16 protein-coding genes are annotated in these 19,063 nt (G+C 59.9%); all 16 read left to right on the forward strand.

The features are described from left to right. Nucleotides 1-104: 104 nt before the first annotated feature. Nucleotides 105-1,232 carry a cytochrome-c peroxidase gene (locus SHM7688_RS05135; RefSeq protein ID WP_058238891.1) on the forward strand — a complete coding sequence of 376 codons (1,128 nt, stop codon included), beginning with the start codon at nucleotides 105-107 and terminating at the stop codon, nucleotides 1,230-1,232. A gap of 152 nt (nucleotides 1,233-1,384) precedes the next feature. Beyond that, nucleotides 1,385-2,647 carry an imelysin family protein gene (locus tag SHM7688_RS05140; RefSeq protein ID WP_058239022.1) on the forward strand — a complete coding sequence of 421 codons (1,263 nt, stop codon included), beginning with the start codon at nucleotides 1,385-1,387 and terminating at the stop codon, nucleotides 2,645-2,647. 55 nt (nucleotides 2,648-2,702) lie between these two features. Continuing rightward, nucleotides 2,703-4,235, forward strand: coding sequence for a di-heme oxidoreductase family protein (locus SHM7688_RS05145; protein ID WP_083498931.1), 1,533 nt, complete (start codon nucleotides 2,703-2,705; stop codon nucleotides 4,233-4,235). 3 nt (nucleotides 4,236-4,238) lie between these two features. Next, entirely contained in the window at nucleotides 4,239-5,267 is a 1,029-nt protein-coding gene (locus SHM7688_RS05150; protein WP_058238892.1) for an imelysin family protein, read from the forward strand. A 1-nt stretch (nucleotide 5,268) separates the two neighbouring features. Continuing rightward, nucleotides 5,269-6,339 carry a DUF1513 domain-containing protein gene (locus tag SHM7688_RS05155; protein ID WP_058238893.1) on the forward strand — a complete coding sequence of 357 codons (1,071 nt, stop codon included), beginning with the start codon at nucleotides 5,269-5,271 and terminating at the stop codon, nucleotides 6,337-6,339. 126 nt (nucleotides 6,340-6,465) lie between these two features. Then, entirely contained in the window at nucleotides 6,466-7,104 is a 639-nt protein-coding gene (locus SHM7688_RS05160) for a Crp/Fnr family transcriptional regulator (protein ID WP_158500668.1), read from the forward strand. A gap of 65 nt (nucleotides 7,105-7,169) precedes the next feature. Then, nucleotides 7,170-8,840 carry an ABC transporter ATP-binding protein/permease gene (locus tag SHM7688_RS05165; protein WP_058238895.1) on the forward strand — a complete coding sequence of 557 codons (1,671 nt, stop codon included), beginning with the start codon at nucleotides 7,170-7,172 and terminating at the stop codon, nucleotides 8,838-8,840. Further along, complete coding sequence (locus SHM7688_RS05170) at nucleotides 8,837-10,459, forward strand: amino acid ABC transporter ATP-binding/permease protein (RefSeq protein ID WP_058238896.1); 1,623 nt, start codon at nucleotides 8,837-8,839, stop codon at nucleotides 10,457-10,459. Before SHM7688_RS05165 ends, SHM7688_RS05170 begins: the two co-directional genes overlap by 4 nt. Nucleotides 10,460-10,585: 126 nt before the next feature. After that, the gene (locus SHM7688_RS05175) at nucleotides 10,586-12,244 is read left to right on the forward strand and encodes a cytochrome ubiquinol oxidase subunit I (RefSeq protein WP_058238897.1); all 1,659 of its coding nucleotides are present in this window, start codon (nucleotides 10,586-10,588) and stop codon (nucleotides 12,242-12,244) included. A gap of 5 nt (nucleotides 12,245-12,249) precedes the next feature. Further along, nucleotides 12,250-13,413, forward strand: a complete 1,164-nt coding sequence (cydB, locus tag SHM7688_RS05180) for a cytochrome d ubiquinol oxidase subunit II (protein ID WP_058238898.1) — start codon at nucleotides 12,250-12,252, stop codon at nucleotides 13,411-13,413. A gap of 12 nt (nucleotides 13,414-13,425) precedes the next feature. After that, nucleotides 13,426-13,560: a cytochrome bd-I oxidase subunit CydX gene (gene cydX, locus SHM7688_RS05185; RefSeq protein ID WP_058238899.1), complete on the forward strand. Its 135-nt coding sequence runs from the start codon at nucleotides 13,426-13,428 to the stop codon at nucleotides 13,558-13,560. 216 nt (nucleotides 13,561-13,776) lie between these two features. After that, on the forward strand, nucleotides 13,777-14,451 hold the full coding sequence (locus tag SHM7688_RS05190) for a Crp/Fnr family transcriptional regulator (RefSeq protein WP_058238900.1): 675 nt from the start codon (nucleotides 13,777-13,779) through the stop codon (nucleotides 14,449-14,451). Between the two features lie 110 nt (nucleotides 14,452-14,561). Next, nucleotides 14,562-14,768: a YgaP family membrane protein gene (locus SHM7688_RS05195; protein ID WP_058238901.1), complete on the forward strand. Its 207-nt coding sequence runs from the start codon at nucleotides 14,562-14,564 to the stop codon at nucleotides 14,766-14,768. A 155-nt stretch (nucleotides 14,769-14,923) separates the two neighbouring features. Further along, nucleotides 14,924-16,603 carry a bifunctional protein tyrosine phosphatase family protein/NAD(P)/FAD-dependent oxidoreductase gene (locus SHM7688_RS05200; protein ID WP_058238902.1) on the forward strand — a complete coding sequence of 560 codons (1,680 nt, stop codon included), beginning with the start codon at nucleotides 14,924-14,926 and terminating at the stop codon, nucleotides 16,601-16,603. Between the two features lie 552 nt (nucleotides 16,604-17,155). Continuing rightward, nucleotides 17,156-17,716: a ubiquinol-cytochrome c reductase iron-sulfur subunit gene (petA, locus tag SHM7688_RS05205; protein WP_058238903.1), complete on the forward strand. Its 561-nt coding sequence runs from the start codon at nucleotides 17,156-17,158 to the stop codon at nucleotides 17,714-17,716. Between the two features lie 11 nt (nucleotides 17,717-17,727). Continuing rightward, the gene (gene petB, locus SHM7688_RS05210; RefSeq protein WP_058238904.1) at nucleotides 17,728-19,050 is read left to right on the forward strand and encodes a cytochrome b; all 1,323 of its coding nucleotides are present in this window, start codon (nucleotides 17,728-17,730) and stop codon (nucleotides 19,048-19,050) included. Nucleotides 19,051-19,063: the final 13 nt, after the last annotated feature.

The following is a 19,063-nucleotide window of genomic DNA, read 5'->3' on the forward strand; positions in this document are numbered from 1 at the left end:
CCCGCTCTGTCGGGGGCTTTTTGTTGGGTGCGGCATCTCGGAGCGTTGACCTTGATCACGAAGAGACGCAAACCCAAGTAAACCAGTCAGAATAGAGTCGTCTGATGTATCGCTTATTTGCCATTACATGTGTTGTCTGTGCTGCGTCCTTTGCCGCCGCGCAGGAGGAAATAAAGACGCTTGAAGCGCTGGGGGAGCGGTTGTTTTTTGACGAAAATCTCTCCGCCAATCGTACGCAGTCCTGCGCCACCTGTCATGATCCGGAGTATGGTTTTGCCGATCCTCGTGGCATGGCCTCCATTGGCGATGATGGCGAGTCTCTGGGGGATCGCAATGCGCCGACCGCGTCTTATGCGGCGTTTATCCCCGCGTTTCATCGAGGTGATGATGGGGTCTGGCTTGGCGGACAGTTTTGGGATGGGCGCGCCCCCAAGCTCGAAGATCAGGCCGGTGGCCCGCCACTCAACCCCATTGAAATGGGGATGAAAGACGCCGCTGCGGTGGTTGCGCGCCTGAACGAAGATCCGGTCTATCAGCAGGCATTCTCAGATTTGTTTGAGGCAGAGGTTCTGCAAGATGCCTCTGCGGGCTACACCGCCATGACGGCGGCCTTGGCCGCGTTTGAGCGCACAGAGGTTTTTGCACCTTTTGACAGCAAGTATGACCGTTTCTTGCGGGGCGAGGCGACCCTCACCAGTGAAGAAGAGCTGGGCCGGGTGCTGTTTTTTTCCGAGCAGTTCACCAACTGCAACCTGTGTCACCAGATCGGTACAAGCGCGATGGACCCGCGCGAGACCTTCACCAATCACGAATTTCACAACATCGGTATTCCTGAGAACACGGCCCTGCGCGCCATGAATGGCGTCGCGCCGGGCACGGTTGACGCGGGGCTGGCCGCGAACCCGGCGGTGCAGGGCGATCCGATGCAGCTTGGCAAGTTCAGGACGCCAACTTTGCGCAATGTCGCTGTCACCGGCCCCTATATGCACAATGGTGTGTTTGAGGATCTGCGCACGGTTGTGTTGTTTTACAACCGTTTCAACACCCGTAGCGAAGCCCGCCAGATCAATCCGGAAACCGGGGAGCGTTTTGGATCTCCGGCTGTGCCGCAGACCTTGGCGGTGAAAGAGCTGACCCATGGTCCGGCGCTGGATGATCGTCGCGTGGATGCGATTGTCGCCTTCCTGAAAACCCTGACGGATGCGCGCTACGAACATCTATTGGAAGAGTGACTTTGTCACACAAACTACCCCAAGGGAAACGACCCTCTTCAACGGGAGGGAGACATCACGTCGCAGCTCAAAGCATAGTAAAACAATAAGGATTGACGATCCTGATAAAATTGGTCAGTGATGCAGTAGATCTGACCTTGAAGGACAATTCAATGACACGTGCATTTCTGACAACAACCGCTGCCGCTCTGGCGCTGGCAGCCCCGGCATTTGCCGCTGAAAAAGCCGATGTTCTGACCAACTATGCCAACATCGCCGCTGCAAAATATGAAGACAGCCTGACCACTGCAAAGACCCTGCAGGCGGCTGTAAATGCGCTGGTTGAAGCGCCATCTGCTGAGGCGCTGCAAACCGCCAAAGACGCATGGCTGGCCTCCCGCGTGCCTTACCAGCAGACCGAAGTTTACCGCTTTGGCAACGCCATCGTGGACGACTGGGAAGGCAAAGTGAACGCATGGCCGCTGGACGAAGGTCTGATCGACTATGTGGAAGCGGCCTATGGTGGCCCAACCGACGAAAACCCGCTGGCTGCTCTGAACGTGGTTGCCAACGCGTCCTTTGACATCTCTGGCACCACCGTGGACGCCGCAGAAATCACCCCTGAGCTGCTCGAAAGCACTCTGCATGAAGCAGATGGCATCGAAAGCAACGTGGCCACCGGCTACCACGCAATCGAATTCCTGCTCTGGGGTCAGGACACCAACGGTCACGCCCATGGCGCAGGCGACCGTGCCTGGACTGATTTCGCATCTGGCGACGACTGCACCGGTGGCAACTGTGACCGCCGCGCACAATACCTGAAGGCAGCAACCGACCTGCTGGTGTCCGATCTTGAGTGGATGGCCGCTCAGTGGGCCGAAGGTGGCGAAGCCCGCACCACAGTGACCGGCGACGAAGACGCAGGCATCGTGACCATCCTGACCGGCATGGGATCCCTGTCCTACGGTGAGCAAGCTGGTGAGCGTATGCGCCTTGGCCTGCTGCTGAACGATCCAGAAGAAGAGCATGACTGCTTCTCCGACAACACCCACAACAGCCACTACTACGATGGTCTGGGCATCCAGAACGTCTACCTTGGCGAATATGTGCGTGTAGACGGCTCCCTCGTGTCCGGCGCATCCCTGTCTGACCTCGTGGCCGCCGCAGACGCGGATCTGGACGCAGAGCTGAAAGGCAAACTCTCCGCCACCATGATGGGTCTGGGCCGCATCAAGACAGCCGCTGAATCCGGCTTCTCCTACGACCAGATGCTGGAGCGCGGCAACGCCGCAGGCGAAGCGCTGGTGATGGGCGGCGTGAACGGTCTGGTTGACCAAACCAAATCCATCGAAGCCGCTGTGGCTGCGCTGGGTCTGGACCAACTGGCGTTCGAAGGTTCCGACAGCCTCGACAATCCAGACGCTGTGTTCGAATAATAGAACCCAACATGGGGGCGGGATTGTCCCGCCCCTTCTTCTTTCTGTAGCGACGATGCCAGCCATTTCATTCCCCTCAGCCACAGGCCTCGCAACCGGACTTCTGATTGCCCTTTCTGCGTCATCGGCGCAGGCGTTGGATGACCGTCACCTGAATTTCACCCCCCGCACGGACGCAGAAACCGCCCGGATCAAGGCCGTCACAGCCTTTCCAACGGATTTCTCCGCACCGCAGAAGTTTGAAGCCCGCCCGGGGGGCGCGGCCACGGCACCGGTGCGCCGGGACAATCTGGTGTTTGACCAGCCCTCCGCGAATCTCCCGTCGGAGGCAGGGCTGGATTTTCGCCTTGGGGAGGCGATGTTTGACAAGCTCTGGGTCTCTTCCCCCTCTTCTACATTGGCCTCGGATGGTTTGGGGCCGTTGTTCAACGCCCGCGCCTGTCAAAGCTGCCATATGCGGGGCGGGCGCGGCCATGCGCCTGAAACGCCCGAAGATGACGCGATTTCTTTTGCGTTAAAGCTCTCCATTCCCGGCACAGAGGGCGATCAGATCCATGAGATTGCCGAGTTCCTCGCCACCCGACCCGAGCCAAATTATGGCACGCAGTTTCAGGATTTCAGCCTGCCGGGCCATCCCGCCGAAGCGCGGATTGAGGTGACCTATGAGACATTAGAGGTGGCCCTGGCCGGAGGCGAAAACGTCACCCTGCGCCGCCCGACCGCCACGCCCAGGGATCTGGCCTATGGGCCCTTGCATGCCGATGTGATGTTCTCCGCCCGCGTTGCGCCGCAGATGATCGGTCTGGGTCTGCTGGAGGCGATTCCCGCCGCTGACATTCTGGCCAATGCCGATCCGGACGATCTGGATGGGAACGGCATCTCCGGGCGCGCCAATATTGTCTGGTCACGCGAGTTTCAGCGCCCGATGTTGGGCCGCTTTGGTCTGAAAGCGGGCTCCCCGACCCTGCGCCAGCAAACCGCTGGTGCTTTTTCTACAGATATCGGCATCTCCACCTCTCTGTTTCCGGCAGGCCACGGCAATTGCACCCCGTTGCAAGAGGCCTGTGTGGCGGGGCCTCATGGTGACAAAGACGTGCGCGTCTTTGAGGTGGATGACGCTGGTTTGGATATCACCACCTTTTACACCGCCAATCTGGCAGTGCCGGCGCGTCGCGATGTGGATGATCCACAGGTGTTGCGGGGCAAGGCGCTGTTCTTTGACACCGGATGCGCCAGCTGCCACCAGCCCAGCTATGTGACCCACCGTCTGCCCGATCAGCCCGCGCAGAGCTTTCAATTGATCTGGCCCTATACGGATATGTTGTTGCACGACATGGGCGAAGGGCTGGCGGATCATCGCCCCGAAGCCCGCGCCACGGGGCGTGAATGGCGCACGCCGCCGCTTTGGGGAGTGGGGCTGACCGAACGCGTGTCGGGCCACAACACCTTTCTGCATGATGGTCGCGCCGAATCCCTGCTTGAGGCGGTGCTCTGGCATGGGGGAGAAGCAGAGCCTATGAAAGAGCAGGTTGTGCAGATGTCCCCCGAAGACCGTGCCGCCCTGATCCGTTTCTTGGAGAGTCTCTGACCCATGCGTTCCCTTTTGATGACTGCCGCCCTCGTGAATGCCGCGCTGCTGGCCCCGCCAGTTTTGGCACAGGACGCGGCCACGCTTGTAGAAGGCGTGCTGGCGCAACATGTGCTGCCCGGTTTTCAGACATTTGCCACGCGCACCGAAGCTCTGACGGCTGCCGCTCAGTCTGACTGTCAGCCACAGTCTGCCGAATTGCGCGCCGCATTTCATGAGGGGTTTGATGCTTGGATGGCGGTCAGCCATCTGCGCTTTGGCCCCTCTGAGGTTGATGAGCGTGCCTTTGCGTTGGCCTTCTGGCCAGACACCAAAGGGTTCACGCCCAAATCCCTGACAAAGTTTATCACCACAGAGGATCCCGTCATTGCGGAGCCTGAGGCTTTTGGCGAAGTGTCAATTGCCGCGCGCGGCTTCTTTGCCATGGAGTATCTGCTCTATGACGACACCATCGCCACGCTGGGGGATGCGCAGTATCACTGCGCTCTGGTGCAGGCGGTGGCCGCTGACATCGACCGTCAGGCGCAGGCCATTCTTGCCGATTGGCAGGGCGGCTATGCCACCAGCATGCAAACCCCATCTGATGCGGCGGAATATGCCACTGATCTTGCGGCTGTGGCGCAGCTCTTTAAAGCCTTGGACACAGGGCTCCAGTTCAATGAAGAAGCCCGTCTGGGCCGACCGCTGGGCAGCTTTGAAAAGCCCCGCCCACGCCGTGCAGAGGCCCGTCGCTCTGGGCGCAGCCTGCGCAATATCACCGTGTCTCTGACCGCTCTCGAAGAGCTGTCTCAGGCGCTTGCCGCGCAAACACCGGGTGTTGCCGAGCGGCTGGAGGCCGCTTTTGCCGTGGCCTTTGAACAGGCAGAGGTATTGGCGGAGGATCCTGTCTTTGCAGGCGTTGCGGAGATGCAGGGGCGTTTCAAGGTCGAAATTCTGCAACAGTATATTGGCAACATCCGGGACATCGTCACACAGGAGCTTGGCCCGGCACTGGATGTGACCGCAGGCTTCAACGCGCTGGACGGGGATTAAGATGACCACAAGGCGCCGCCTGCTCGCCGGTCTTGCCGCCAGCAGCCTGATGCCGTCGCTGGGCTGGAGCAGCGTGGGCACGCCTGATTTTCTTTCTGCCGCCCGGCGCGCGGATGGCCAGTTTGTGCTCGCAGGGCTGACACGCAGGGGGGATGTCACCTTCACGATTGCACTGCCTGCGCGCGGCCATGCGGCAGCAGCCCACCCCGACCGTGCCGAAGCGGTGGCCTTTGCCCGCCGTCCGGGCACATTTGCAGTGGTTCTGGATTGTCGCGATGGCACGGTTCTGGCGCGTCTCACCGCCCCGGCCGAGCGCCACTTTTATGGCCATGGCGCCTTCTCTGCGGATGGTAAGCGGCTCTATACCTCTGAAAATGACTATGAGGCGGGGCTGGGCATCATTGGTGTCTGGGACGTCGAGGCAGGCTATCGGCGTATCGGCGAGTTTGCATCCGGCGGTGTTGGCCCGCATGATATCAAGCTGATGCCGGATGGGCGCAGTTTGGTTGTGGCCAATGGCGGTATTGAAACCCATCCTGATATGGGGCGCACCAAACTCAACCTGCCGGTCATGCAGCCCTCGCTCAGCTATTTGTCATTGGACGGCGATCTGCTCGAAGATGTCACCCTGCCTTGGGCGCAGCATAAGAACTCCATTCGCCATCTGGCGCTGCATACGGATGGCACCGTGGCTTTTGCCATGCAATGGCAGGGCGCGCTCAAAGACAGCCCCCCGCTTTTGGGCCTGCACCAGCGCGGCACCCCGCCCCGCCTGCTGAGCGTGTCCCAAGACAGCGACCGCAGGCTGAATGGCTATGCTGGCAGCGTCTCGCTCTCCGGGGATGGGGCACAGGTGGCGATCACCTCCCCACGCGGAGGCATCTTACATGTGTTTGATGTCACCTCTGGCGCGGCGGTTGCGGTTCATGAGGCCACGGATGTCTGCGGCATTGGCGGCGTGGGGCAGGGCTTTGTCTATACCACCGGGGGCGGCCTCGTTGGCACATTAAATGGCGCGCTGCAGCGGCATGATCTGCAATGGGACAATCACCTGATTGCTGTGTCCGCCTGACGTCTGCTGCGCCCTCAGCAAATTGAATATCTCCTCATGACCTATGGTGACCATGTCACCGTCGTTGCACCAATGCGCATGTCATAACCTCCCCATGCTCACAGGAACCGGGCGATGGAGGCGCATATGACAGATCAAGCGCGTTCAAGAGAGGGGATGTCCCTGCGGCGTGCCGTGCTGGATGCTGGCGGAATTGAAAAATGCGGCGCGGATGGGGACGTCGCTTTCCGCTGGCAGGGACATCCCCGCGCCTTTGTTCTGGTGACACAGGGCAAACTCACGGTGCATTTCCGCACCAAAGGGCGCGGTGTGCCCTGGGCAGAATGCCGCGCTGCGGTGATGCAGGATTGCATGCCCGTGACGGCCGCGCTCCTGTCGGAGCGGGAGATCACTGTGCGGGCAAGATGCACCGGGGTCACCTCCTGGCTGGAACTCTCCCCGCACAGTCTTGTGCTATTGGTGCATGGAGATATGGCGTTTCGCCGGGCGCTTTTTGCGACACATGCCAAACGTCTGCCCACCTTTTTTGCCCGCGCCTCCGCCAAAAGCGCTGTCAGTCTCGACAGCCGCCTTGCCGATTGGCTGCTGATTCATGCAGACGCCGGAGAAGTGATTGCAACTCACGGGCAAATTGCCGAAGATCTGCTCACCGCGCGGGAGGTTGTCTCACGCAGATTACGGTCCTTCGCCACAAAAGGCTGGATCACCCAGAAACGGGGACGCATTGTTGTGGATACGCCCACGGCGCTCACCGAGGTTAAATAAACCGCTCCAGAGGCAGGGCGCGGCATGGCAGACATGAATATTGATCAAGAGATACCGCCGCTCCGATGAGCCATGACACAGAGGGCGCGGCCCGCAATGACCGGCAACGCGCAAAAGATCGCATTATTACCCCTGTAAAACGTCCCTTGACCGTTGCGGGATGGCTGTCCGTTCTGGCGGGCGCCCTGTGGCCGATACAGGCCGCCGCCATCGCGTGGGCTGTCTCTGAGTGGGTGGACGGCGCGTCTGCGGTGCAGGTTGCGCTCACGGCGGCCAGTGTCTTTTTGGCCTGTGCGCTGTTGCGGGCGCTCCTGGAACACCGCTCTGGCGCGCTGCTCTTTGCGGCGGCCAATGCAACCATCCGCCGTGAGCGTGCACATCTGATTGACCGCGAAGCCCGCACGCGGACCTCGGCGGGATCGGCGCAGATTGCGGCCCTGCTGGTTCAGAAACTGCCGCTGATGCAGCCCTGGATCACCCGCTACCACGTGGCGATGATGCGCGTGTCCACCTTGCCGTTTCTCTATCTTCTGCTGGCCTTCTCGCAATCCTGGGCCGTGGGGGTGACCCTTCTGGTGGCTGGACCATTGATCCCTGTGTTTATGGCGCTGGTTGGTATGGCCGCAGAAGAGGCCTCCAAAAAGCAGATGCAGGACATCGCCTCCATGAACGACATGGTCATGGATCGTCTCTCCGCCATGCTCGACATCCGCCTTCTGGGGGCCACAGACCGCGCCGCGCAGGATTTTGCCACCCGTGCCGACAGCCTGCGCGCGCGCACAATGGAGGTGCTGAAGGTGGCCTTTCTCTCCTCCACAGTGCTGGAGCTGTTTGCGGCGCTGGGCGTGGCGATGGTGGCTGTCTTTGTGGGTTTTACCCTATTGGGGGAGATCGGCTTTGGCGCTTGGGGCGACGGGCTGACATTGGGCGAAGGCCTGTTTCTCCTATTGATCGCACCAGAGTTTTTTCAACCCCTGAGAGATCTTTCTGCCGCCTGGCATGACCGCGCAGCAGGCTATGCTGTTGTTGCTGATCTGGATGCGCTGGATGCGGCAGAGCGTGTGGCCATGCTGGGGCAGGCTGCGCCATCTGAGCCCCTCTCCGGGCCCCTCGCGCTTTGCACCGAAGGGGCGGTTGTGGCGCTGTCGGGCAAAGATGTGCGCATACCGGACTTTACCCTGTCTGAAGGCCAGAGCCTGGCCTTGGTCGGACCCAGCGGAGTTGGCAAATCCACAGCCCTGGCCGCCATCGCCGGGCTGGCACCACTGCGTGCGGGCACCATTTTGGTCAATGGCCAGCCCCTGACAGAGGAGACCGCCGATGCCTGGCGCGCTGGGCTGTCGGTGGTGCCGCAAAAGCCACATTTTGCAGATGAAACTCTGGCGGAGTGGCTGGATCCGAAAGCCATTGGTACAGACCCCAGCGCGGCTTTGGCCATGGCAGGGGCCAGCGATATTGTACGCCGCCTGCCTGAGGGGCTGCACAGCCGCCTTGGGGAAACTGGCGGCGGTGTTTCCGGCGGGGAGGCGCGGCGCCTGCTTTTGGCGCGGGCCCTGCTGAGTGGCGCATCCCTCCTGCTGGCGGATGAGCCGACCGCAGATCTTGATGAGGCAACCGCAGATACGATCATTACAGCACTTCTGGCGTTCCGCGCCGCAGGTGGTACGTTGCTCATTGCCACCCATGATCCGCGTCTGATCGCCGCCATGGACACCCATGTTGAGGTAATGGCATGAGACATATCCTGCAAATCGCAAAGCTGCTGGTGCAGGCCGATCGCCGGGCCATGGGGCGCGGGGCGCTCTTGTCGATTGCTGTCCTTCTGATGGGCGTCAGCCTGTTGGGATTGTCGGGCTGGTTCATCACCGCCACCGGGCTTGCGGGGCTGGCTGGTATTGGCATTGCCTTTGATGTGTTTCGCCCCTCCGCCGGAGTGCGGTTTCTTGCGTTGGGCCGGGCGGCTGCGCGTTATGGCGAGCGCCTGTTGACCCATGACGCCACGCTGCGGGCGCTGGCTGCGTTTCGGGTGGATCTCTTGCGCAGCTATGCGCGCAGCGACGCCCGTGCACTCGCCAATCTGCGCAGCGAAGGCGCGCTCACCCGGATCATTGCCGATGTGGATGCGCTGGATGGGGTGATCCTGCGTCTTGTGCTGCCGATTGTGGCGGCGCTGGTCACCCATATCCTCGTTTTTGGTGTCCTCTCTTGGCTGGTGGGCTGGTCTGTCGCGCTCATCATCTTGGGGCTCTATCTTGTGGCGGGCGGGGCAATCCTGCTGCGTCTGGGGCATGCGACAGTGGCGCCGTCCCGCAGGCTTGAAGAGGTGGAGCAACGCCTGCGGCGGGGTGCAATTGACATGATCCGGGACCGCGACGCGCTCATTCTCTCGGCCAGCTTGCCCCGCAAAGAGGCGGGCTTGCACCGTCTGGATCAGGAGGCCCGCGCCAAAGCGGCCGATCTGGACCGGGCAGAGCGTGGGGCGGGATTTTGGATGTCCCTGCTTGTGGCAGCTGCGGCCATGGCGGCTTTTTTGGCCGGGGCGGTTTTGCTGGATCAGGGGAGCATTGATGCTGCCAGCGCGGTGATCGGGCTGTTTGTGGCGCTCGCACTGGCTGAGGCCTTGTTACAGCTGCGCCGGGGCGTGTCTGATCTGGGCCGCGTTCAAAGCGCCGCAGAACGTCTTGCGCCACAATTGCAATCCGTCCGCCCTCCAGCGGGCGGTCAGACATCGGATGTGGCCTCGTGCCAGACACTGGGGACCGGGCCGCTCCTCTCCATCCACCATCCCAATCTGCGCGCCGATTTCCACGCGGGAGAGGCCGTCGCGCTGTCAGGGCCTTCCGGTGTGGGCAAAACAATGCTGCTCATGGAGATCGCAGGGCTACAGCCCGGCACCTCTGTGAAAGTGCACGGCAGGCCACCGGTGGCCTACGCAGAAGACAGCCTGCGCGCGATGGTTTCCATGTTGCCGCAACGCTGTGCATTGGTGGCAGGAACCGTCCGTGACAACTTGTCACTCAGCGGATCATTTAGCGATGCAGAGCTGTGGCAGGCGTTGGATCAAGTGGCGCTGGCGGAAGATCTGCGGCAGCGCGACGGGCTGGATACCACGCTCGGAGAAGGCGGTGCTGGCCTTTCCGGAGGGCAGTCAAAGCGGTTGGCGATTGCGCGTAACATATTGATTAAAAGTGATATCCTTCTCCTTGATGAACCCACGGAAGGTTTGGATGCTGCCACAGCTGAGGCGGTGCTTCATGGGGTGAGGGCGGCGGTGCCGGAGGCGTTGATCATTGCCGTCATGCACAGTGGTGCGCAACATCCGGTCTTCACAAGGCGGGTTGGACTTTCACGCTGACTTGGTGATGATGTCACCGACCGCATTTGTTACAAAAGTATATTAGCAAAGCATCATTTATCGTGGAGCCCGACTCAGGCCGGAACTGACCTTGCCGGACGCCGCACATTCTTAAGGAGTCTTAGGATGGAGCTAGATGTCGTCGAACTGTCGCGCCTGCAATTCGCGATGACAGCCATGTACCATTTTCTATTCGTGCCACTGACCCTCGGTCTGTCGATCATCGTTGCCATTATGGAGACCGTCTATGTGATGACGGGCCGCCCCATATGGCGGCAGATGACAAAATTCTGGGGCACGCTTTTTGGCATCAACTTTGTGCTGGGTGTCGCCACCGGCATCACCATGGAGTTTCAGTTCGGGATGAACTGGGCCTACTACAGCCACTATGTCGGCGATATCTTCGGGGCGCCTCTGGCCATTGAAGGGTTGATGGCCTTTTTCCTTGAAGCAACCTTTGTCGGGCTGTTCTTCTTTGGTTGGGACAAGCTGACCCGTCTTCAGCACCTCGTGGTTGCCTGGCTCGTGGCGATTGGCTCCAATTTCTCCGCACTCTGGATTTTGATCGCCAATGGCTGGATGCAGCATCCGGTTGGGGCCGAATTCAACCCAGATACCATGCGTATGGAGATGACCTCCTTCTTTGATGTGCTCTTCAACGAAGTGGCGCAGGCTAAATTTGTTCACACCGTCTCCGCAGGCTATGTCACTGCCTCTTTCTTCGTGCTCGGGGTCTCCGCGTGGTATCTGCTCAAAGGACGCCACATCGAATTGGCCAAACGGTCCATCACCATTGCGGCCTCCTTTGGTCTCGCCGCCTCGCTGTCGGTTGTGCTTTTGGGGGACGAAAGCGGCTATGCCGCCAGCCACACGCAGCGCATGAAACTGGCCGCGATTGAGGCTATGTGGGAAACCCATGATGCGCCTGCGCCCTTCACGGTCGTCGGCTTCCCGGATCAGGACGCGCGTGAAACCCATTTTGCTGTGGAAATCCCGTGGGTGATGGGGCTGATCGGCACCCGCTCTCTGACGGAAGAGATTCCGGGCATCAATGAACTGGTGGCCCAGTCGGAAGAAAACATCCGGCGTGGGATCATCGCCTATGACGCTTTGATGACCATTCAGGCAGAGCGCGAAAACACCCCGGAGGTGGCCCGCACAGTCTTTGAAGAAACCAAAGAGGATCTGGGCTATGGCTTCCTTTTGTTGCGCTATCTCGATGATCCGCGCGAGGCGACAGACGCTCAGATTGTGAAGGCCGCCTGGGACACAGTGCCAACCGTCTGGCCGCTGTTCTGGGCCTTCCGCATCATGGTTGGCCTTGGGGTGATGTTTATCGCGGTCATGGGGTTCTTCTTCTATCGGTCAAGCTTCAAAGGCCAAAGCTATCCACGCTGGGCGCTCTGGGCGGCGGTGGCGATCATTCCAACTCCCTGGATTGCGGCCGAGATGGGCTGGTTTGTTGCCGAATATGGCCGTCAGCCCTGGACCGTGGAGGGCATCTTGCCCACGGCCATGTCGGTCAGCCATCTGAGCGTGGCGGATCTGTTGATCACGCTGACTGGGTTTATCGCCTTTTATACCGTGCTCTTCATCATCGAGATGGGTCTGATGCTGAAATACATCCGCAAGGGGCCCTATCTCGATGTGGCAGAAACCGAAGCCTGGCAGGCCCGCCATGAACACCGCCTGCGCACGCATGATGGGCGTGGCCCCTTTGCTCCGGCCGGTGCCAGCGCGGCCTCTGCGCTGGACACCCCTCCCAATGCAACTCCTGCGGAGTAAGTCTGATGATCCTGTTTGAACTTGTCGATTACGAAATCCTGCGTGTGATCTGGTGGCTCCTGCTCGGGGTGCTGCTCACCGGCTTCGCTCTGACGGATGGCTTTGACATGGGGGTGGGCGCGCTTCTGCCCTTCGTGGCCAAAACGGATCTGGAGCGGCGGGTGGTGATCAACACCGTTGGTCCGGTCTGGGAGGGCAACCAAGTCTGGTTCATCCTTGGCGGCGGTGCCATCTTTGCCGCATGGCCGCCGCTCTACGCGGTCAGCTTCTCGGGCTTTTATCTCGCCATGTTTGTGGTGCTGGCGGCCTTTATTGTGCGGCCGGTGGCCTTTAAATATCGGTCCAAGCGTGAGGATACACGCTGGCGCAGCAGCTGGGATTGGGCGCTTTTTGCGGGCGGCACGGTGCCCGCGCTGCTCTTTGGGGTGGCGGTGGGCAATGTCCTGCTGGGCGTGCCGTTCTACTTCAATGACATGCTCATGCCGTTTTATGAGGGCAGCTTTGTCACCAAATTCATCGGCCTGTTGCGCCCCTTTGCCTTGGTGGCTGGCGTGGTGTCCTTTGGCATGCTCCTGATGCATGGGGCCGCGTGGCTCTGTGTGAAAACCGAAGGGGTGATTGCCGCGCGCGCGCGCCGCATCGGCACCTATGCGGGCCTGACCGCCATGGGCGCCTATGCGCTCGCAGGCCTATGGCTGGCCTTTGGCATCGATGGCTATGTCTTTGTGGGCGAGGTGGTCACGGATGGGCCGTCCAATCCGCTGTATTCCGACGTCAGTCGCAGTGCGTCATGGCTGACGGCTTATGCGGAGCGCCCATGGATTGCCGTGGCCCCCGTGATGGGATTTCTTGGCATGGGGTTGGCCATTCGTGGCCTCAACCGGGGTGGCGAAGTTTCTGCGCTGCTGTTCTCCAAATTGGGCATCACCGGCGTGGTCTCCTCGGTGGGGCTCACCATGTTCCCCTTCATTTTGCCGTCCACCGTGGATCCCAACAGCTCGCTCACCGTCTGGGACAGTTCGTCCTCGCATATGACTCTCTTCATCATGCTCATCTGTACGGTGATCTTCATGCCCCTCATCCTCGCCTATACGGCCTGGGTCTACAAAGTCCTCTGGGGCAAGGTGACCGAGGAAGAGGTGCGCGCCAATTCTCACAGCGTCTACTAAGGAGAGACGGATATGTGGTATTTTGCTTGGATCCTTGGTCTTCCACTGGCCGCCATCTTTGCTGTGATGAACGCCATGTGGCTGGAAATGCAGCGTGACAGGGCTCTTACAGAGGACGGCGATGAGGATATGTCTTCCGCAGGCTGACCCCCCTGCAGATGCCTGAGCGGCACGTTTTTTGCGTCGCTCAGGCATCGGCGCATGCTCCCTGTCGTTGGGTAAAGACCGGGCCATGGTGGGCGCGTGTCTCCCTATGGGGCAATCTGGCGCATCTGCGGCAAAGCGCTGTAAACGCCCCGACGCCCCCGGTTATGACTGTAGGCGCGCGGAGCCTTTCCTCCGGACTATTGCAGGACACACCCCATGGAAGAGAAGTGGATCACACAGTTCAAAGGTTTGAGCCGATTGCCAGAAGAGATTCGCCTTGCCTTGGAAAAGGGCAGCGAAATTGTCTCTGTTCCGGCGGGAACGCAGATTTTTGCGCCGGGCCAGACCGCTGACAAACTCTGGCTCCTGCTCGACGGCACGGTAAAGGTACAGCAACGCTCCGAGACGGGCCGGGATGTCTTTCTTTACCGGGTGCATGCAGGGGAAAGCTGTGTGTTGACCACGGCCAATATGCTGGCCTTTGAGGAGCACACAGCCGAGGGCCTTGCCGAAACCGACGTGCGCGCGGTGGCCATTCCCCGCCAGACGTTTGATGACCTTGTCGCCAAATCGCCCGTGTTCCGCGAGTTTGTGTTCACCGCATATTCCAAGCGGATCACAGATCTTTTTGTGTTGATCGACGACATCCTGTTTCAGCGCATGGATGTGCGTCTGGCCGCCCGCCTTTTGGAATTGGCGGGAGAGACCAATGTGGTGCAGGCCACCCATGCGGTTCTGGGCACGGAATTGGGCACTGCACGAGAGGTCATCTCACGCACCCTTGCCGAATTTCACCGCCGGGGTTGGATTGATCAGTCCCGTGGTGAGGTCTGCCTCACCAACCGCGACGGGCTGGCGCAATTGGTGAAATCTGCCGGGTTTCACGCTTAGGCTCTGGACCATCTGGGGTGACAAACCTGCGAGTTTGGTGACCATATCACCAAACTCTCCTCAACATGCATGCAATTGTGCGCATGTGTTGATTCTTGAGGAGATCAGACATGATCAAGAACATGGGAACGCTGGACCGTGGTGGGCGCATCGTGATTGCGGCCGTTCTGGCATATTTGGCGCTCGGAGCAGGCACCTTGTCGGGCATCGCATTCTGGGTGGCTTTGGCCGTGGCGGCCATTTTTACGCTCACCGCTTTTGTCGGCATGTGCCCGCTGTATCGCATCATCGGGCTGAAAACCTGCCGCGACTGCTAGGTCGACGATCACAGGCGACCCTCTCAGCAAACATTTAAAAGATCAGGTCAGGCAACGGCCCGATCAATGGGGCGCGGAGCCATCCGCGCCTCAAGTCGTATGGGCGTATCCGCCCGGATCATTGGAAGTGAGGCCATTTGAAGGGAGGACACCAAATGGACATCAAGAAGATTTCTGAGAAATTTTCGGTCAGTGCGCAGATCACCGCAGAGGATCTGCCTGCGCTCGCCACACAGGGGTTTCGCGCGATCATCTGCAACCGTCCAGACGGGGAGGGGGCCGATCAACCTTCCTTTGAAGAGATTGAACAAGCTGCCAGAGAGGCCGGGCTTGAAGCCCGCTACGTGCCGGTGAAATCGGGCATGGTGCATGATGCCGATGTTGCGGCTTTTGGGGAGGCGTTAAAAGAGGTGCAGCGCCCGCTTCTGGCTTATTGCCGTACTGGCACACGCTCGGCGACCCTATGGTCCTTCCACGAAAGCAAAAAGCGGCCCATGCCTGAGATTCTCGCCGCCACCAAAGCGGCAGGTTACGATATGACTGGCGTCGCCCGCCGGATTGCCAATGGGGGCAAAACTCCGACAGACACTGGCGATGCTGTCTTTGATGTGGTGATTGTCGGCGCCGGTGCCGGGGGTATCTCTGTGGCGGCCAGCCTGAAGGCGCGTCAGCCAGATCTGGACATCGCAGTGATCGATCCTGCCGACATCCACTATTATCAGCCGGGCTGGACTATGGTGGGCGGCGGCGTGTTTGAGGCGCAGACCACCGCAAAAATCATGGCGGCGCTGATCCCCAAGGGTGTGCATTGGCTTAAATCAGCGGTCGCCGCCTTTGAGCCGGAAAACAATGCGGTCATTCTGGATGGTTGTCGGGTGGTGAAATACGGCCGTCTTGTGGTCTGCCCTGGTCTGAAACTGGATTGGGAGGCCGTCGAGGGGCTGGAGGACACATTGGGGCGCAACGGGGTGACCTCCAATTACCGCTACGATCTTGCGCCCTACACCTGGGAACTGGTGCAGGGGCTCACCGAAGGCCGGGCATTGTTCACACAGCCCCCCATGCCCATCAAATGCGCTGGTGCACCGCAGAAAGCCATGTATCTTTCCGGGGATGCTTGGCACCGCAACGGGCGTCTCAAAGACATCGATATTCAGTTCATGAATGCGGGAGGCGTGTTGTTTGGGGTGAAAGACTATGTGCCCGCGCTGGAGACCTATGTCGCTAAATATGACGCCACGCTGAACTTCTTCCACAACCTGATCGCTGTGGACGGACAGGCCAAAACCGCCACATTCCAGATTGCCAGGCTCGATGCCGCGCCCGATAGGGTAACGGTGGATTTTGACATGATGCATGTCTGCCCGCCACAGGTCGCTCCGGATTTTATCCGCGTGTCACCGCTGGCAGATTCGGCGGGTTGGGTGGATGTGGATCAGGTCACCCTGCGCCACAAGACCTATGACAATATCTGGTCCTTGGGGGATGTGATGAACGCGCCCAACGCCAAAACCGCTGCTGCGGCGCGCAAGCAGGCGCCCACGGTGGCGGACAACATCGTTGCCGATATCGCCGGTCGCTCCCCGGTCGCCGCTTATGACGGCTATGGATCCTGCCCGCTGACGGTGGAGCGAGGCAAAATCGTGCTGGCGGAATTTGGCTATGGCGGCGTGCTGAAGCCAAGTTTCCCGGCCTTTCTGCTTGATGGTACGAAGCCGAGTCGCGCCGCGTGGTTCCTGAAAGAAACCATGCTGCCGCCGATTTACTGGAAGGCCATGTTGAAAGGCAAAGAGTGGTTGGCCAAGCCGGAAAAAATCACAATCGCACGCGACTGACGTCGCTGCCGCCGTGAAAGGCCCGACGCAATATCCGAGCGCTCCTTTGGGGGCGCTCTGATTTTTTGTGGCCGTCCGCAATATCGGCAGGTCTCATGCGTTTCGCCTGACTATTCTGTCTCAACAATGAGGCGCTACGTTCCAGAAGACGAATCAGCTGCCTGCCTCTCTGTTGGTTTGGCGCAGGGCACCGCGTCACGGCCGGGTTTTTGTCGCTCCCTATGCTCCTGGGTGGCGCGATGGCTGCCCGTGGGGCTGGACTGGGGTGTCATTCAGCGCCCTCCAAAGTGGCGACAAGCGGTCTACAAGGCGTGCAACATGCTGAAACAGCGTCCCTTTGGGGGCCGCAGCCCGCCCCGATAGGGGGGAAATCGACCGGTTCTCGATGAATTTCATGTGGCAAGCGCGACACAGGGACGCGACACTGCAAGACAAGCGAATGTTCGCTGGACGGTTTGCAACACCTTCGTTAAATACCGGGCTGATGACGGCTGCTTTGTGCGGCCTATTTATACATTGGCCGGTTCGCCGGCAGCTTAATGGAGGAACCTCGTGTCACACGCAGAAGATCACGAAGGCACCCGGAGAGATTTTCTCTACTACGCCACAGCCGGCGCAGGTGCTGTCGCCACCGGCGCCGCAGTCTGGCCGCTGGTCAATCAGATGAACCCATCCGCCGATGTGCGGGCGCTCTCTTCGATCCGCGTCGACATCTCTGGTATTGAGCCAGGGACACAGTTGACGGTCAAATGGCTGGGCAAGCCGGTCTTTATCCGCCGCCGTACCCAGACAGAGATCGACGATGCCCGCGCGGTGTCGCTGGACGATCTGACCATCGACCAAGGCAGCCAAAACGCCAACAAGCCTGGCTCTGACGCTGCGGATGAAAACCGCGCGATGGACGAGGCCGGTGAATGGCTGGTGATGATGGGTGTTTGTACCCACCTGGGTTGTGTGCCTTTGGGCGACGGTGCTGGTGAGTTTGGTGGCTGGTTCTGCCCCTGCCACGGCTCCCACTACGACACCTCTGGCCGTATCCGCAAAGGTCCGGCGCCTGAAAACCTCCACGTTCCGATCGCCCGCTTTGAGGGCACCGAACTGGTACTAGGATAAGGAACGCGCTCATGTCGGGAATCCCGCACGATCATTACGAACCCAATTCTAAAGCCACCAAATGGGTCGAGAGCCGCCTGCCTGTGATTGGCCTGCTCTATGACACCCTGATGATTCCCACCCCCAAGAACCTGAACTGGTGGTGGATCTGGGGCATTGTTCTGGCTTTCTGTCTCGCGCTGCAGATCGTCACCGGTATTGTTCTGGTGATGCACTACACGCCCCATGTGGATCTGGCCTTTGCCTCCATCGAACACATCATGCGTGATGTGAACGGCGGGCACATGCTGCGCTACATGCACATGAACGGCGCCTCGCTGTTCTTCTTTGCCGTCTACATCCACATCTTCCGTGGTCTTTACTATGGCTCCTACAAGGCGCCACGTGAAATCACATGGATCGTGGGCATGATCATCTACCTCCTGATGATGGCGACCGGCTTCATGGGCTACGTTCTGCCTTGGGGTCAGATGTCCTTCTGGGGCGCAACCGTAATCACCGGCCTGTTTGGCGCGATTCCTTATGTGGGTGACACGCTGCAGACCTTCCTGCTCGGCGGCCCTGCTGTGGACAACGCCACGCTGAACCGCTTCTTCTCGCTGCACTACCTGCTGCCGTTTGTGATTGCCGCTCTGGTGATCGTCCACATCTGGGCGTTCCACACCACAGGCAACAACAACCCAACCGGTGTGGATGTGCGTCGCGGCTCCAAAGAAGAAGCCAAGAAAGACACCCTGCCATTCTGGCCCTACTTCGTGATCAAAGATCTCGTGGGTCTGGCGATTGTTGTCACCATCTTCTTTGCGGTTGTTGGCTTCATGCCAAACTACCTGGGTCACCCAGACAACTACATCGAAGCCAACCCGCTGGCGACACCGGCGCACATCGTTCCTGAATGGTACTTCCTGCCGTTCTACGCGATCCTGCGTGCCTTCACTGCCGACGTTTGGGTTGTGATGCTGGCCAACTGGATCACCGGTGGCATCGTCGATGCGAAGTTCTTCGGTGTTCTGGCCATGTTTGGCGCGATCATCGTTATGGCGCTGGTGCCATGGCTTGACACCTCCCGCGTGCGCTCCGGTCGTTTCCGTCCGATGTTCCGCGTCTGGTATCTGGTGCTTGTGATCGACTTCCTCGTTCTGATGTGGGTTGGCGCACAAGAAGCGAAGTTCCCATATGACTGGATCTCGCTGATCGCCTCCGCCTATTGGTTTGCATACTTCCTGGTGATCCTGCCGATCCTTGGTGTGGTTGAAAAACCAACAACGCCACCGGCCACCATCGAAGATGACTTCAATGCCCATTACGGCAAATCTGCCGAACCCGCTGAATAAGAAGGACAACAGC

This window comes from Shimia marina (assembly GCF_001458175.1).
Lineage (GTDB): Bacteria > Pseudomonadota > Alphaproteobacteria > Rhodobacterales > Rhodobacteraceae > Shimia > Shimia marina.